At 73.6% G+C, this 13,576-nt stretch carries 14 protein-coding genes; 10 read left to right on the forward strand and 4 right to left on the reverse strand.

Annotated features, from left to right (window positions below; translation table 11 throughout):
• Nucleotides 1-84: 84 nt before the first annotated feature.
• Genes AB0B94_RS15225 through crtI form a run of 6 tightly spaced genes read left to right on the forward strand, consistent with a single transcriptional unit; the run spans nt 85 to nt 5,378 of the window.
• Complete coding sequence (locus AB0B94_RS15225) at nt 85-573, forward strand: YbaK/EbsC family protein (protein WP_357278112.1); 489 nt, start codon at nt 85-87, stop codon at nt 571-573.
• Complete coding sequence (locus AB0B94_RS15230) at nt 570-1,331, forward strand: monooxygenase (RefSeq protein ID WP_357278118.1); 762 nt, start codon at nt 570-572, stop codon at nt 1,329-1,331. Before AB0B94_RS15225 ends, AB0B94_RS15230 begins: the two co-directional genes overlap by 4 nt.
• Nucleotides 1,328-1,879 carry a GNAT family N-acetyltransferase gene (locus AB0B94_RS15235; RefSeq protein ID WP_357278124.1) on the forward strand — a complete coding sequence of 184 codons (552 nt, stop codon included), beginning with the start codon at nt 1,328-1,330 and terminating at the stop codon, nt 1,877-1,879. Before AB0B94_RS15230 ends, AB0B94_RS15235 begins: the two co-directional genes overlap by 4 nt.
• Nucleotides 1,876-2,754, forward strand: a complete 879-nt coding sequence (locus AB0B94_RS15240) for a carotenoid biosynthesis protein (protein WP_357278129.1) — start codon at nt 1,876-1,878, stop codon at nt 2,752-2,754. The genes AB0B94_RS15235 and AB0B94_RS15240 overlap by 4 nt, the downstream gene beginning before the upstream one ends.
• Nucleotides 2,751-3,878, forward strand: coding sequence for a glycosyltransferase family 2 protein (locus tag AB0B94_RS15245; protein ID WP_357278133.1), 1,128 nt, complete (start codon nt 2,751-2,753; stop codon nt 3,876-3,878). Before AB0B94_RS15240 ends, AB0B94_RS15245 begins: the two co-directional genes overlap by 4 nt.
• Before the next feature lie 12 nt (nt 3,879-3,890).
• Entirely contained in the window at nt 3,891-5,378 is a 1,488-nt protein-coding gene (gene crtI / locus AB0B94_RS15250) for a phytoene desaturase family protein (RefSeq protein ID WP_357278139.1), read from the forward strand.
• Between the two features lie 49 nt (nt 5,379-5,427).
• Here the strand turns inward: crtI and AB0B94_RS15255 are convergent, their stop codons facing one another.
• Nucleotides 5,428-6,117, reverse strand: a complete 690-nt coding sequence (locus AB0B94_RS15255) for a CDP-alcohol phosphatidyltransferase family protein (RefSeq protein ID WP_112582773.1) — start codon at nt 6,115-6,117, stop codon at nt 5,428-5,430.
• A gap of 44 nt (nt 6,118-6,161) precedes the next feature.
• Nucleotides 6,162-7,079, reverse strand: coding sequence for a methylenetetrahydrofolate reductase [NAD(P)H] (metF, locus tag AB0B94_RS15260; protein WP_112623915.1), 918 nt, complete (start codon nt 7,077-7,079; stop codon nt 6,162-6,164).
• A 331-nt stretch (nt 7,080-7,410) separates the two neighbouring features.
• Between metF and AB0B94_RS15265 the strand changes: the two genes are divergently transcribed.
• Entirely contained in the window at nt 7,411-7,800 is a 390-nt protein-coding gene (locus tag AB0B94_RS15265; RefSeq protein WP_357278148.1) for a helix-turn-helix domain-containing protein, read from the forward strand.
• A gap of 9 nt (nt 7,801-7,809) precedes the next feature.
• On the forward strand, nt 7,810-8,892 hold the full coding sequence (locus AB0B94_RS15270) for a polyprenyl synthetase family protein (protein ID WP_357278153.1): 1,083 nt from the start codon (nt 7,810-7,812) through the stop codon (nt 8,890-8,892).
• A gap of 91 nt (nt 8,893-8,983) precedes the next feature.
• Here the strand turns inward: AB0B94_RS15270 and AB0B94_RS15275 are convergent, their stop codons facing one another.
• Nucleotides 8,984-9,373 (reverse strand): Rv2175c family DNA-binding protein, encoded by a 390-nt coding sequence (locus tag AB0B94_RS15275; RefSeq protein WP_357278159.1) that lies wholly within the window; start codon nt 9,371-9,373, stop codon nt 8,984-8,986.
• Nucleotides 9,374-9,561: 188 nt separating this feature from the next.
• Here AB0B94_RS15275 and pknB point away from each other — a divergent pair, with 188 nt between their 5' ends.
• Both pknB and AB0B94_RS15285 read left to right on the forward strand, forming a co-directional pair.
• Nucleotides 9,562-11,550 carry a Stk1 family PASTA domain-containing Ser/Thr kinase gene (pknB, locus tag AB0B94_RS15280; protein ID WP_357278163.1) on the forward strand — a complete coding sequence of 663 codons (1,989 nt, stop codon included), beginning with the start codon at nt 9,562-9,564 and terminating at the stop codon, nt 11,548-11,550.
• Nucleotides 11,550-12,419: a deoxyribonuclease IV gene (locus AB0B94_RS15285; protein WP_357278168.1), complete on the forward strand. Its 870-nt coding sequence runs from the start codon at nt 11,550-11,552 to the stop codon at nt 12,417-12,419. The genes pknB and AB0B94_RS15285 overlap by 1 nt, the downstream gene beginning before the upstream one ends.
• A gap of 84 nt (nt 12,420-12,503) precedes the next feature.
• Here AB0B94_RS15285 and AB0B94_RS15290 read toward each other — a convergent pair whose 3' ends face one another.
• Nucleotides 12,504-13,538: a GntG family PLP-dependent aldolase gene (locus tag AB0B94_RS15290; RefSeq protein ID WP_357278173.1), complete on the reverse strand. Its 1,035-nt coding sequence runs from the start codon at nt 13,536-13,538 to the stop codon at nt 12,504-12,506.
• Nucleotides 13,539-13,576 lie beyond the last annotated feature (38 nt).

Consider the following 13,576-nt stretch of genomic DNA (forward strand, 5'->3'; position numbering starts at 1 on the left):
CCCTCCGACGAAAATGCAACGTGTGACGCGCCGAGCGTGCCGGCCGACTGAACCGGCCACCAACGGACCGGGAAGAATGGCGGGATGCAGCCACACCCGAACGTACGGGCGGTGCAGGACGCGCTCACCGCCGCCGGCACGCTCGACGGCGCCGGTGAGCCCAGCATGGTCCGTCTGCTGCCCGACGCGGTACACACCGCCGCGGCGGCCGCCGAGGCGCTCGACGTCGAGGTCGGCCAGATCGCCAACTCACTGATCTTCGACGCGGACGACACGCCGTTGCTCGTCCTCACCTCCGGCGCACACCGGGTCGACACCGCCGGTCTGGCGGCATCGATCGGCGTCAGCCGACTGCGCCGGGCCACCCCGGAGTTCGTCCGGGCCCACACCGGGCAGCCGATCGGCGGGGTCGCCCCACTCGGGCACCCGCACCCGCTGCGCACCCTGGTGGACACGGCGCTGGCGGCGTACCCGGAGATCTGGGCCGCGGGTGGCGTACCCCAGGCGGTCTTTCCGACCACCTACACCGAGCTGTTGCGGGTCACCGCCGGCACCCCCGCCGAGGTGGCGTGAGCGAGCGAAGCGAACGAGCCAGCGGCGCGGCTCCGGAGCTGGTCACGCTGCACGTGTGGCGGACCTCCCGTGGTGCGCTGCCCCGGGCGCTGACCCGGATGGCGATGGACCCCCGCCGGTTGCGGGCCCTCCCCGGCGTCCGGTTCGGCAAACTGCTGGGCACCGGAACCGGCACCGACTTCGGGCCACGGGACGCCGACCTGACCCGGTGGGCGGCGCTGACCGTCTGGGACTCTCCCGCCGCGGCGGCCGGCTTCGACGACTCGCCGGTCGGGCGGGCCTGGGCGCGCATCGCCCACGCCCAGGCGCGAATCGACCTACGCCCGTTGACCAGCCGGGGCGAGTGGTCCGGCCAGCGACCGTTCGGCGACCCGTCGGGCGGCCGGGTCACCGGCCCGGTGCTGGCACTGACCCGGGCCCGGCTGCGGGCCCGCCGGGCGGCCACCTTCTGGCGGGCGATCCCGCCGGTGGCCGCCGCCCTGCGCGACGCGCCCGGCCTGCTGGCCCGGTTCGGGGTCGGAGAGGCCCCGCTGGGTTGGCAGGGCACGGTGAGCGTGTGGCGCGACCCGACGGACCTGGTGGCGTTCGCGTACCGTCACCCGGAGCATCGGGCGGCGATCATGCGAACCCCCACCGCGGGCTGGTACGCCGAGGAGCTGTTCGCCCGGTTCGAGGTACGCGACGTGGTCGGCGACCGGTCGGTGCTCGGGTGGGTCGCCGACGGCGGCCCGGAAACGGTGAAGGGTGGACGGGCATGAGGTTGGTGCGCTGGACGCCGGACGATCTCGTCCGGCGGCTGGACGACGTGGTGGCCGTCTACGGCGAGGCGATGGGATACCGCACCGACCTGCTGGAAGCCCGGCGCGGTTACATCGCCACCCACGTCCGCCGGCCGGGTTTCCGGGCGGTCGCCAGCCTGACCAGCGAGGGTCACCTCGCCGGCTTCGGCTACGGCTACCTGGGCGCTTCCGGTCAGTGGTGGCACGACCAGGTGCACCGCGCGCTGGACACCCCGACCCGCACGCGCTGGCTCACCCACTGCTTCGAGGTGGTCGAGTTGCACGTCCGGCCGCCGGCGCAGGGGCACGGCCTGGGCACCGGTCAGCTGCGCGCGCTGCTCGGCATGGCGGAGGGCGACACCGTGCTGCTGTCCACCCCGGAGGCCGACGAGCAGACCTCGCGGGCCTGGCGGTTGTACCGACGGTTCGGCTTCGTCGACGTGCTGCGCGACTTCCACTTCCCCGGCGACGAGCGACCGTTCGGCGTACTCGGTCGGGATCTGCCGCTCGAGCCACCGGCGTCATGACCCGGCGGATCTCCTGGACGCTGCTCGCCGTCCTGGTGCTCGCCCAGATCTGCTACCCGCTCACCACCGGCACCACCCGGGCGGGGCTCACAGTGACCACCGTCGTCCTCGGTTGGCTGCTCTCGGTCGGCCACGCGCTGCTCAGCCGGGGCCCACGGGTGGCGGCGGCGCTGGTCGCGGTGGCCACCGGCGGCGGGTTCGCGATCGAGGCGATCGGGGTGGCCACCGGCGTGCCGTTCGGCAGCTACGACTACTCCGGAGAGCTGGGCCCCAAGCTGGCCGGCGTGCCGCTGATCATTCCGTTGGCCTGGACCTGGATGGCCTGGCCGGCCTGGCTGGCAGCGGTCCGACTGACCGGCGGCACTGCCGCAACGGCGGGCGGCAGCGGGCCGACAACCGGCGGCAGCGGGCCCGCTGCGGGTCGATGGGTGGGGCGGATCGCGCTGGCCACCGTGGGGCTGGCCGCCTGGGACCTCTTCCTCGACCCGCAGATGGTGGCCGAGGGCTACTGGGTCTGGCGCGACGCCACCCCGGCCCTGCCCGGCCTGGCCGGCATCCCGGTCAGCAACTACCTGGGCTGGCTGCTGTTCGCGGTGCTGATGATGAGCGCGCTGCGCCCGCTGGCCGGGCCGGCAGCCGCGCACACCGATCGGCGGGACCACCCGATGGTCGCGCTGTACCTGTGGACGTACTTCTCCAGCATCCTGGCCCACGCCGTCTTCCTCGACCTGCCCGCCTCGGCGCTCTGGGGCGCCGCCGGCATGTCGGTGACCGCCGTACCCCTGGCGGTGACCCTCCTGCGTGCCCGCGGGGGCGGTGACTCCAGTCGGGAGGCCCACCAGCCACACCGCCCCGGCGTCGACGCGACCCGATGACCGTCCTGCTCGCCCTGCTCATCGCCCTCGCCGCGTTGACCGGGCACACCTGGCTCAACGCCACCCGGTGGCTGCGCCGACCCACCGACCGGCCCGACGACGTCGACGAGCCGGTCACCGTGCTGCTGCCGCTGCGCGACGAGGCCACCCGGGTCACGCCCTGCCTGCGCGCCCTACTGGCCCAGCGGGGCGTACCCGGGCTACGCGTCGTGGTCCTCGACGACGGGTCCACCGACGGCACCGCCGACGTGGTCCGCGCGGTGGCCGGCGACGACCCTCGGGTGACGCTGCTCACCGGGGTCGCCCCACCGCCGGGCTGGCTGGGCAAGCCGCACGCCTGCTGGCAGTTGGCCACCCGGGCCGACCCGGACGCCACCGCGCTGGTCTTCGTCGACGCCGACGTGGTGCTCGCCCCGCACGCCGTGGCCGCTGCCGTCACCGAGTTGCGCGCCGCCCGCGCGACGCTGCTGTCGCCGTACCCCCGGATCGTGGTGGCGACGGCCGGCGACCGGTTGGTGCAGCCGCTGTTGCAGTGGCTCTGGCTGACCTTCCTGCCGCTGCGGGCGATGGAACGCTCGTCACGGCCGTCGCTGGCCGCGGCGGGCGGGCAGTTCCTGGTGGTGGACCGGGCCGGCTACACCGCCGCCGGCGGGCACGCCGCGGTCGCCGACAAGATCCTGGAGGACGTCGAGCTGGCCCGGGCGGTCAAGCGGGCCGGTGGGCGGATCGCCCTGGCCGACGGCTCCCGGCTGGCCACCTGCCGGATGTACGACGACTGGCCGCAACTGCGCGACGGGTACTCGAAGTCGCTCTGGGCGTCGTTCGGGCACCCGGGCGCTGCGGCAGCCGTGGTGGCGGCGCTGCTGCTGCTCTACACCGCCCCACCGCTGGTCGCGCTGACGGGTGCGGCGGCCGGCGCACCGGGGGTGGCCGCCGTGGGCCTGGCCGCGTACGTGCTCGGGGTGGCCGGGCGGGTGCTCACCGCCCGCGCGACCGGTGGCCGGTGGTGGCCCGACGCGCTCGCACACCCCGTGTCGGTCGTGGTCCTCGGTTGGCTGACCCTGCGGTCGTACCATCTGCGAAAGCGACGCCGCCTGACCTGGCGGGGCCGCCCGGTCAGCTAGGGAGGACGCGGCATGGCGCGGATCGTGGTCGTCGGCGCCGGGGTGGGTGGCCTCGCCACCGCCGCCCGGCTGGCCGCTACCGGGCATCAGGTGACCGTCTTCGAGCGGGCCGACACGGTCGGCGGCAAGCTCGGCCGGTACGCGCACGACACCCCGGCCGGGTCGTTCCACTTCGACACCGGGCCGAGCCTGCTCACCCTGCCCGAGGTCTTCCACGACCTGTTCGAGGCGACCGGGGCGAAGCTCGACGAATACCTGGACCTGGTCGGACTGGACCCGATCGTCCGACACGTCTTTCCCGACGGTGGCCCGACCCTGGACTCGTGCGCCGACCCGGCGGAGTTCACCGCCCGGATCGGGGCCGCGTTCGGTGACCGGGCGGCAGCCGACTGGCAGCGGCTGTGGCGCCGAGCGGCGCGGGTGTGGAACGCCTCCTCGCGGGACATCCTGCGCCGTACCGTCGACTCCCCCCGCGACCTCGCGTCGCTGGCCTGGCGCGTCGGCGACCTGGCCGCCATCGCCCCGGGCCGCAGCCTGCGCGGCCTGGGCCGCCGGCACCTGTCCGACCCGCGGCTGCGGATGATGCTGGACCGGTACGCCACCTACACCGGCGCCGACCCACGTCGGGCACCGGCGGCGCTGGTCGCGGTCCCCTACGCCGAGCTGGCCTTCGGCGGCTGGTACCTGCGCGGCGGGCTGGGCACGCTCGCCGACGCGCTGCTGACCCGCTGCCTGGACCTCGGCGTGGTCGTGCAGACCGACGCCACCGTCACCCGGATCGACGCCACCGGCGGCCGGGTGCACGGGGTACGCCTCGCCGGCGTCACCACCCCGGTGCCCGCCGACGTGGTGGTGGCCAACGTGGACGCGCTCACCGTCTACCGTGACCTGCTGCCGCACCCGCGTCGGCTGGCCGCGCTGACCGACCGCAGCCTCGCCGGCTTCGTGTTGCTGCTCGGCGTCTCCGGCAGCACCGGGCTGGCCCACCACAATGTCTTCTTCCCGGACGACTACGACGCCGAGTTCGACGCGGTATTCGGTGACCCCGGGCGCGGTGTACGGGCCCGGCCGGCGGCCGACCCGGCGGTGTTCGTCACAGTGGCCGACGACCCGATGGTCCGCCCAGCCGGACACGAGGCGTGGTTCGTGCTGGTCAACGCCGCCCGGCAGGGCACCGCCGCAGGCGCTGTCGACTGGCGACGCCCGGGGCTGGCCGACGCGTACGCCGACCGGATCCTGGACGTGTTGGCGCGGCGCGGCGTGGACGTGCGTGACCGGTTGCTGTTCCGCGAGATCCGCACCCCGGCAGACCTGGACGTGGCGACCGGCGCGCCAGGTGGCTCGATCTACGGCACCGCCGGTGGGCTGCTCCGCCCGGCCAACCGGGGGCCGGCGAACGGGCTGTGGCTGGTGGGTGGCTCGACCCACCCGGGCGGCGGGTTGCCGATGGTGACCCTCTCCGCGCAGATCGTCGCCGACGAGATCGGCCCCGCCTGGTAGACCCGGCCTTTCAGCCGGTGTCTGTCTCGGTTGGCGGCCGCTGGCTCACTCAGTCGGCGTCGAGCAGGGCGCGGCGGATGCTGGAGAGCAGTTGCCCCAGGCCGAAACCGGCCAGCAGCACCCAGACCGCTGTCGCCATGGTGATGGTGCCGGCGGCCAGGTCCGGCTCGATCAGCCCGGCCAGCCCGGCGACCAGCAGACCGGCCAGCGCCACCGAGACCCGGGTGGGGCGTTCCCCCACTGTCACCGCGCCGATCTCCCGCATGCCGGCGGCGACCGCCCGCGCCCGCACGTACTCGTGCAACCAGGACAGCGCGCCGCCCGCGACGACCAGCCCACCCGGCGCGCCCACCAGCCAGAACGCCAGCAGCCACGCCACCTCACCGAGCCGGTCGGCGACCGAGTCGTAGACGTAGCCGAGCCGGGTGGTGCGGCCGGTGGCGACCGCCACCGCACCGTCCACGCTGTCCGCCACGGCGGCGAGCAGCACGAACAGCGCGCCGAGGAACGGCCCGTCCCCCGGCCGGCCCACCAGCAACGGTACGCAGAAGCAGAGCAGCACCCCGGCCACTGTGACAGCGGTGGGGCTGACCCGCAGTCGACCCAGCACATATCCGACGTGGTACGCGAATCGCAGCCAGGCGCGCACCACCGGCGCGGCGACCCGAGGGTCGAACCCACCGTGCAACCGCGCCCACGCCGTGGCGTACTGATCCCAGTTCAGCTGTGTGCCCACCACGGATCAACCGTCGTGCCGGGCAACAGGTGTCGCAGGCGCATCGTTCACACGCGGGCGCCGGCCTTCAGGTTCTGCCAGACCTCGCGGGTCGCGGTGGACCGGTTGAGGGTGATGAAGTGGATTCCCGGCACGCCCTCGTCCAGCAGCCGGCGGCACATCTCGCTGGCCTGCTCGATACCGAGCCGGCGGACGGCGTCCGGGTCGTCGGCGACGCGTTCGAAGCGGGCCGCCAACGCCGGTGGGAACGGCGCACCGGACAGCTGCACGGATCGCTCGATCGTGCTGAACTGGGTCACCGGCATCACTCCGGCCAGGATCGGGGTGTCACAGCCGGCGGCGGCCACCCGGTCACGTAGCCGCAGGTAGTCGTCGGCGTCGAAGAACATCTGGGTGACCGCGAACTCCGCGCCGGCCCGACACTTGCGGACGAACTGGGCAGTGTCGCTGGCCACATCGGGCGAGCGGGGGTGCTTGTACGGGAAGGCAGCCACGCCGACGCTGAAGTCGCCGGCGTCACGCACCAGCCGGACCAGGTCCTCGGCGTAGTCCACGCCCTCGGGGTGACGGATCCACTCACCGCCCGGGTTGCCCGGGGGGTCGCCACGGACAGCCAGCACGTTGCGCACCCCCACCCCGGCGAGCCGGCCGACCACGTGCCGCAGCTCGGCGACGGAGTGGTTGACAGCGGTGAGGTGGGCCATCGGCAGCAGGGTGGTCTCGGTGGCGATCCGCTCGGTCACCGCCACTGTGGTGTCCCGGGTCGAGCCGCCGGCGCCGTACGTGATCGACACGAACGACGGGCGCAGCGACTCCAGCTCGCGGATGGCCTGCCAGAGCAGCTGCTCCCCCGCCTCGGTCTTGGGCGGGAAGAACTCGAACGAGAAGGTCGGCTGGTGCTCACGGATGAGCTCCCCGATCGCCGGCTGCGGATTGGGGAGTGTCGAGGGAAGACCGAGCGCCACGACCCGACTCTAGCGGTCGATGGCACCAGGACCCAGGCCCTTCCCACCCAGCGGCCGGTGCCGCCCGGTCCGGTGGGCGGCCTCACCCGGTCTGCCGTGAGCCGGTGGGCGGTGTCGCCCGGATCCGCCGTGAGCCGGTGGGCGGTGTCGCGGCGCGCCTCGACCGACGGCGGAAAGGCGTCGTACCTCCGCTGTAGGAAGAGACGGTGCGGGAGGGGCGGCGGGGGTGGCCCCTGACCCCCGCGCGGGGGTCAGCAACCGAGCGGTGACGCCGGTCCCGTCCGGTCGGGCGGGTGGGTCGTCACCGCACCGACGCCCGCCAGGAGGACTCATGATCCCGCCCGCACCGCCGCGCCCCGCGCAGCTCGGGCCGCTGCTGGCCCGGCGCCGACTGGCCCGTGGCTGGAGCCAGCAGCGAGCCGCCGCCGAGTTGTGTGCCGCCGCCGGGGTGTCGACGCTGAGTCGGCACGAGGTTTCCCGGTGGGAGCGACAGCGTCGCGTGCCGGGCGGGTTCTGGCTCGGCTGGCTCGCCGTCGTCCTGGACGTGCCGCTGGTGGTGCTCGCGGAGGCCGCCGCGGCGACCCGTCGAGCCGGCTCGACGCGGGCCACCGGGCCGGGCCGCGGCGCGGCGGCCGGCGCGCGACCGGCCGGACGGACGGGTCCCGGGCGCACCGGCGGGACTACGCGTGGCGGTGGAGCACGAGCACGGACGACCGGCTAGCGTCGGGGCGTGACCCACGCTGCTCCCGTGTCCCCCGTCGACCGCGCCGGCCTGCGGCAGCGGGTCGACAAGGCTCTCACCGAGTTCCTGGCCGGCCAACGGGTCCGGCTCGCCGCGGTGGACGACGCGTTGGGTCCGGTGGCCGAGGCGATCGAGGCGTTCGTGCTCGGCGGCGGCAAGCGACTCCGTCCCGCATTCGCGTACTGGGGGTTCCGAGGGGCCGGCGGGCTGGACGGCGACCAGGTGCTGACCGCCCTGGCCGCGCTGGAGTTCGTCCAGGCCAGCGCCCTGATCCACGATGACCTGATGGACCGTTCCGACACCCGTCGCGGCGAGCCCGCGGTGCACCGACGGTTCGCCACCCGGCATCGGGAGGCTGGCTGGGGCGGCGACCCGGACGGTTTCGGCGACGCCGCGGCCATCCTGCTCGGTGACCTGTGTCTGGTCTGGTCCGACGAGCTGCTGCACTCCGCCGGCCTGGACCTGTGGTCGTTGGCCCGGGCCCGGCCGGTCTTCGACGAGATGCGCACCGAGGTCACCGTCGGGCAGTACCTCGACGTGCTCACCCAGGTCACCGGGGACACCTCGGTGGAACGGGCCAGCAAGGTCGCCCGGTACAAGTCCGCGAAGTACACGGTCGAGCGCCCGATGCTGCTCGGCGCCGCGCTGGCCGACGCGCCGGAGGACGTGCGGACGGCCTACTCGGCGTACGGGCTGCCGCTGGGCGAGGCGTTCCAGCTCCGCGACGACGTGCTGGGGGTCTTCGGCGACCCGGAGCTGACCGGCAAACCGGCCGGGGACGACCTACGCGAGGGCAAGCGCACCTACCTGGTGGCGGCGACAGTGGAGGCCACCGACGACGCGGGCCGTGAGCTGCTGCTCGGCCGGCTCGGCGACCCGGAGCTGGACGAGGACGGCGTGGCCCGGCTCCGCGAGGTGATCTCGGGAAGTGGGGCGCTGGCCCGTACCGAACAGCGGATCACCACACTCACCGACGCCGCCCTGGCCGCCCTGACCGCCGTCGACCTCGACACCGAGGCCCGCCAAGCCCTGGTCGACCTGGCCATAGCCGCAACCCGCCGGTCCGACTAACCCCATCCGGCCCCCGCCTCCAGGCTTGGTCGTGAGGTTGGCGGCCGTCGCCCCGGCGTGCCGCGCCACCAACCTCACGATCAACGCGGGGTTAGAAGCCCTGGGCCTGGGCTCGGCGTTTCACCTCGCGGGCCTGATCGCCGGAGAGGGCGGCGGCTGGGGTGGCGCCGGGGAGGGTGTCGTCCGGCTCGTAGAGCCAGCGCAGGACGGCCTCGTCGTCGTAGCCGTTGTCGGCAAGCAGGTTGAGCACGCCGGGCAGGTGCTTGAGCACGGTCTGGTTGGCAACCAGGTCCGCTGGGATCCGGCGGACGCCGTCGCGGCGGACCGCCAACAGCTCCCGGTCACGGATCATCTGGTGCACCTTGCTGATCGACACGTCGAGGCGTTCGGCGACGTCGGGCAGGGTCAACCAGCCGGCCGGGTCGGTGGGGCCGGCGAGCTCCAGGCCGGGCGCGGCCTGGTCGGGTACGGGTTCGGTCACCCGACCACCCTGCCACGCCGCCGCCGCGACGAGCCACCGGCACCCCGGGCGGCCCTTCTGCGTCCTCTTGCCTGATCGCCGCTGACCAGCGAACAAGGGGCGGGAAACGCGGCGGGAGGGACCAGTTCGGCGTACGGCTGTAGCATCCTGTTCATCCTTCACCCTCTGGACACATAGACTGCCTGCCGATGGACACTCAGGTCGCCGACACGTTGCTGGGCTCGCTGATCGACGGGCGCTACCGCATTCGCGGTCGCGTGGCCCGTGGTGGCATGGCGACCGTGTACACCGCCACCGACGAACGCCTCGAGCGCACCGTCGCTGTCAAGATCATTCACCCGACCCAGGCGAGCGAGGCCCGGGCCCGGATCGCCAACTTCGTGGCCCGGTTCACCGACGAGGCGAAGACCATCGCCCGGCTGACCCACCCGAACGTGGTGGCGGTCTACGACCAGGGCACGCACGCCGGCCTCCCGTACCTGGTGATGGAGTACGTCCGTGGCCGCACGCTGCGTGACGTGCTGGCCGAGCGTCGCCGGCTCAACCCGGACGAGGCGCTGGCCATCGCCGAGCAGATGCTCGCCGCGATCGCCGCCGCGCACCGGGCCGGTCTCGTGCACCGCGACGTCAAACCGGAGAACGTGCTGGTCGCGGAAGCGCCCACCGGTGGCGTCGCCAACCTGGTCGACAGCGTGGTGAAGGTGGCCGACTTCGGGCTGGCCCGGGCGGTCGAGGCGAGCGCCGACGAGGAGCAGGGCAACCAGCTGATGGCCACCGTGGCGTACGTCGCCCCGGAGCTGGTCACCGAGGGCCGCGCCGATCCGCGCACCGACGTCTACTCGGCCGGCATCGTGCTGTTCGAGATGCTCACCGGCCGGGTGCCGTACGACGGGGACCGCCCGGTGGACGTCGCCTGGCAGCACGTCGACCGGGACGTGCCGGCGCCCTCGACGCTGGTGCCGGGCCTGCCGTCGGTCCTCGACGACCTGGTGCAGCGGGCCACCCGCCGCGACCCGGGGGCGCGGCCCGCCGACGCTGGCGCGTTGTTGGCCGAGGTGCAGGTGGCCCGGGATCGCCTGGGCGACGCCAACAGCCACACCGCAGTACTCCGCCCGGTCGGTGACGCACCGTCGCTCTCCCAGCCGACCATGATGGTGGCGACGCTCCAGCCGGCCAACCGCCCGTCGTGGGCGCGACTGCCCGAGGGCGCCAGCAGCCAGGGGCCGGGGCGGCGTCGGGCCGCCCCGGAGCCGGCGGAAGGCCTGGGCGCCCGGCTCGCCGTGCTGCGCAGCACGGTGCTGAGCAACCCTCGTGGCCGGCTGGCCGTCGCGGCGGTCGTCGTGACGCTGGGCCTGGTGGCCGCGCTCGGGGGTTGGTGGTTCGGCGTCGGCCGCTACACGGACGCTCCGCAGCTGGTGAGCCTGAGCAAGGCCGAGGCGCAGGCGAAGGCCGACCGCGCCGGGCTTCTCGTCGAGTACGCTGAGCCGCGCTTCGACGAGAAAGCCCCGAAGGACAGCGTGCTGGAGCAGAGCCCGGCGTCCGCCGCCGAGATCGTCAAGGGTGGCACGATCACCCTGACCCTCTCCCTCGGTCCGGAGCGTTTCCCCGTACCGGATGTGATCGGCAAGGAGTTCGAGCTCGCCGAGGCGGACCTGGTCAACGTGAAGCTGGTGGTGGCCAAGGGCACCCCCCGCTACGACGACAGCCTGCCGGCCGGGGTCGTGGTGGAAAGCTCCCCCAAGGTGGGCACCGAGGTCAAACCCGGAGCGAAGGTCACCCTCATTCTGAGCCGGGGCAGGGCGCCGGTGACGGTGCCGAACCTGGTCGGCAAGAGCCTGACCGACGCCCGGACGGCCCTGGCCCAGCTCAACCTGGTGCTGAAGGAGAACTACAAGGACTCCGACAAGCCGAGGGACGAGGTCCTCGGCCAGAGCCCCGCCGATGGCGCTGGCGTGGAGAAGGGCACCGAGGTCAAGCTGGACGTCAGCAAGGGCCCGCCGCTGGTCGTCATGCCGCGGGTGATCGACCTGCCGTGCCAGCAGGCCAAGCAGGCGTTGGAGGGCCAGGGCTACCCGGTGACGATGGCGATCAACCCGAACGCCGTGGTCCGGATCCAGATCCCGGGCGAAAATTCGCAGGTGGCACCCGGCACCCCGGTCACACTGACGTGCTTCTGATGCCGCCGATCTCCGCGCGGCCGGTGGGCACGCACACTCCGACCTCGGGTGGGCTGGCGAAGGCTGCCCTGCCGTACGTCGACGCGACCGGTGCGCAGGTGGTGCAGGTCTACGTCTCCAACTCGCGAGGCTGGGCACTGCCCAACGGCGACCCGGCGCAGGACGCGCTGTTCCGCGACGGTTGCGCCGAGCGGGGCATTCCCGCGTTCATCCACGCCGCGCTGCTGGTCAACCTCGGCTCGCCCACGCCGGCCACCGTCGAGAAGTCGGGTCAGACGCTGGCCCACGCGCTTCGTCGGGGCGTGGCGATCGGCGCGCGCGGGGTGGTGTTCCACGCGGGCAGTTCGGTGGACGAGGGGCACGCCGAGGCGGCGATGGGACAGGTCCGCGAGGTGTTGCTGCCGCTGCTCGACTGGGCTGCCGACGCTGGCGGGCCGATGTTGCTGGTCGAACCGAGCGCCGGCGGTGGCCGCTCACTGGCCTCCCGGGTGGAGCAACTCGGACCCTACCTGGACGCGGTGGACGGGCACCCCATGCTCGGGGTCTGCTTCGACACCTGCCACGCCTGGGCGGCCGGCCACGACCTGGCGGCCGAGGGCGGCATGACGTCGACCCTGGACACCCTGGTGGCCACTGTCGGCGCGGACCGGCTGCGGCTGATCCACGCCAACGATTCGAAGGATCTGTGCGGCTCCACCCGGGATCGGCACGAGAACATCGGCAAGGGCAGCATCGGCGAGCCCGCCTTCGCCGAGCTGATGGCGCACCCGGCGACCGCTGGCGTCCCGATCGTGGTGGAAACCCCCAGCGAGAAGCACGTGGGCCACGCCGCCGACATCGCCACCCTCACCCGCCTGTCCCACCCGTAACCCACCCACCCCTCCCCACCAACTCCCCTCCCACCCCACCCCCACCCACCCCGGGTGAGGTGGGGTGGGGTGGGGTGGGTGGGGTTAGGCTGCGGCGAGGATGCGGGGTAGGGCTGCCAGGGCGCGGTCGATGTCCGCGTCGCTGAGGCCCAGGTGGGTGACCAGGCGGGCGGTACGGGGGCCGAGCACCGAGATCAGTACGCCCTCGGCCCGCGCCGCGGCGGCCAGGGCCCGCGCGTCAAGGGTGTGCTTGGTGAGGTCCAGCGCGACCAGGTTGGTACGGACCGTGGTGGCCAGCACACCGAACGGCGCGACCGCCTCGGCGAGCCGGGCCGCCTTCGCGTGGTCGTCGGCCAACCGGTCGATGTGCTGCGCGAGCGCGTACCGACCAGCGGCGGCGAGAATGCCGGCCTGGCGCATGCCCCCGCCCATCCGCTTGCGGATCAGCCGGGCACGTTCGATCTTCTCCGCGCTGCCCAGCACCAGCGAACCGACCGGCGCGCCGAGGCCCTTGGACAGGCACACCGACAGCGTGTCGAAGAGCCGGCCGTACTCGATCAGCGGCACCCGGTCGGCGACGTGCGCGTGCCAGATCCGGGCGCCGTCACAGTGCAGCGCGACGCCCGCCTCGTCAGCCACCCCGCGCAGATCCCGCAGGGTCGCCAGCGGAATCACTCCGCCGCCGCCGCGGTTGTGGGTCTGCTCGACGGCGATCGCGCGGGTGGGGACGGCGAAGTAACCGTCCGGCCGGATCATCCCGGCCACCACCTCCGGGTCGATGTCCGCGCCCACCGCGGGCCAGGTCCGTGAGGAGATCCCACCGTACGCGGCCGCGGCGCCGATCTCGTACGTGACCACGTGCGCGTCGGCGTCGCAGAGCAACTCCTCGCCGGGCGACACCAGCAGTTGCAGGGCGATCTGGTTCGCCATCGAACCACTCGGGGCGAACAGCGCCGCCTCGTGCCCGAACAACGCGGCGACCTCGGCCTCCAGCGCGTTGACGCTCGGGTCCTCGCCGTAGACGTCGTCACCGACCTCAGCGGCGGCCATCGCCTCCCGCATCCCGGCGGTGGGTCGGGTCACCGTGTCGGACCGCAGGTCCACGAACAGATCAGGCACTGTCATCCCTTTCAACTGCCAATCGGCAAACTGCGGGC

Origin of the sequence: Micromonospora sp. NPDC048986 (genome assembly GCF_040649335.1) — a bacterium.
Lineage (GTDB): Bacteria > Actinomycetota > Actinomycetes > Mycobacteriales > Micromonosporaceae > Micromonospora > Micromonospora alfalfae.

Coding starts and splice junctions, on each gene's coding strand:
- AB0B94_RS15225 (WP_357278112.1), top strand. CDS start 85: ATGCAGCCACACCCGAACGTACGGGCGGTGCAGGACGCGCTCACCGCC.
- AB0B94_RS15235 (WP_357278124.1), top strand. CDS start 1,328: ATGAGGTTGGTGCGCTGGACGCCGGACGATCTCGTCCGGCGGCTGGAC.
- AB0B94_RS15240 (WP_357278129.1), top strand. CDS start 1,876: ATGACCCGGCGGATCTCCTGGACGCTGCTCGCCGTCCTGGTGCTCGCC.
- AB0B94_RS15245 (WP_357278133.1), top strand. CDS start 2,751: ATGACCGTCCTGCTCGCCCTGCTCATCGCCCTCGCCGCGTTGACCGGG.
- crtI (WP_357278139.1), top strand. CDS start 3,891: ATGGCGCGGATCGTGGTCGTCGGCGCCGGGGTGGGTGGCCTCGCCACC.
- AB0B94_RS15265 (WP_357278148.1), top strand. CDS start 7,411: ATGATCCCGCCCGCACCGCCGCGCCCCGCGCAGCTCGGGCCGCTGCTG.
- pknB (WP_357278163.1), top strand. CDS start 9,562: ATGGACACTCAGGTCGCCGACACGTTGCTGGGCTCGCTGATCGACGGG.
- AB0B94_RS15285 (WP_357278168.1), top strand. CDS start 11,550: ATGCCGCCGATCTCCGCGCGGCCGGTGGGCACGCACACTCCGACCTCG.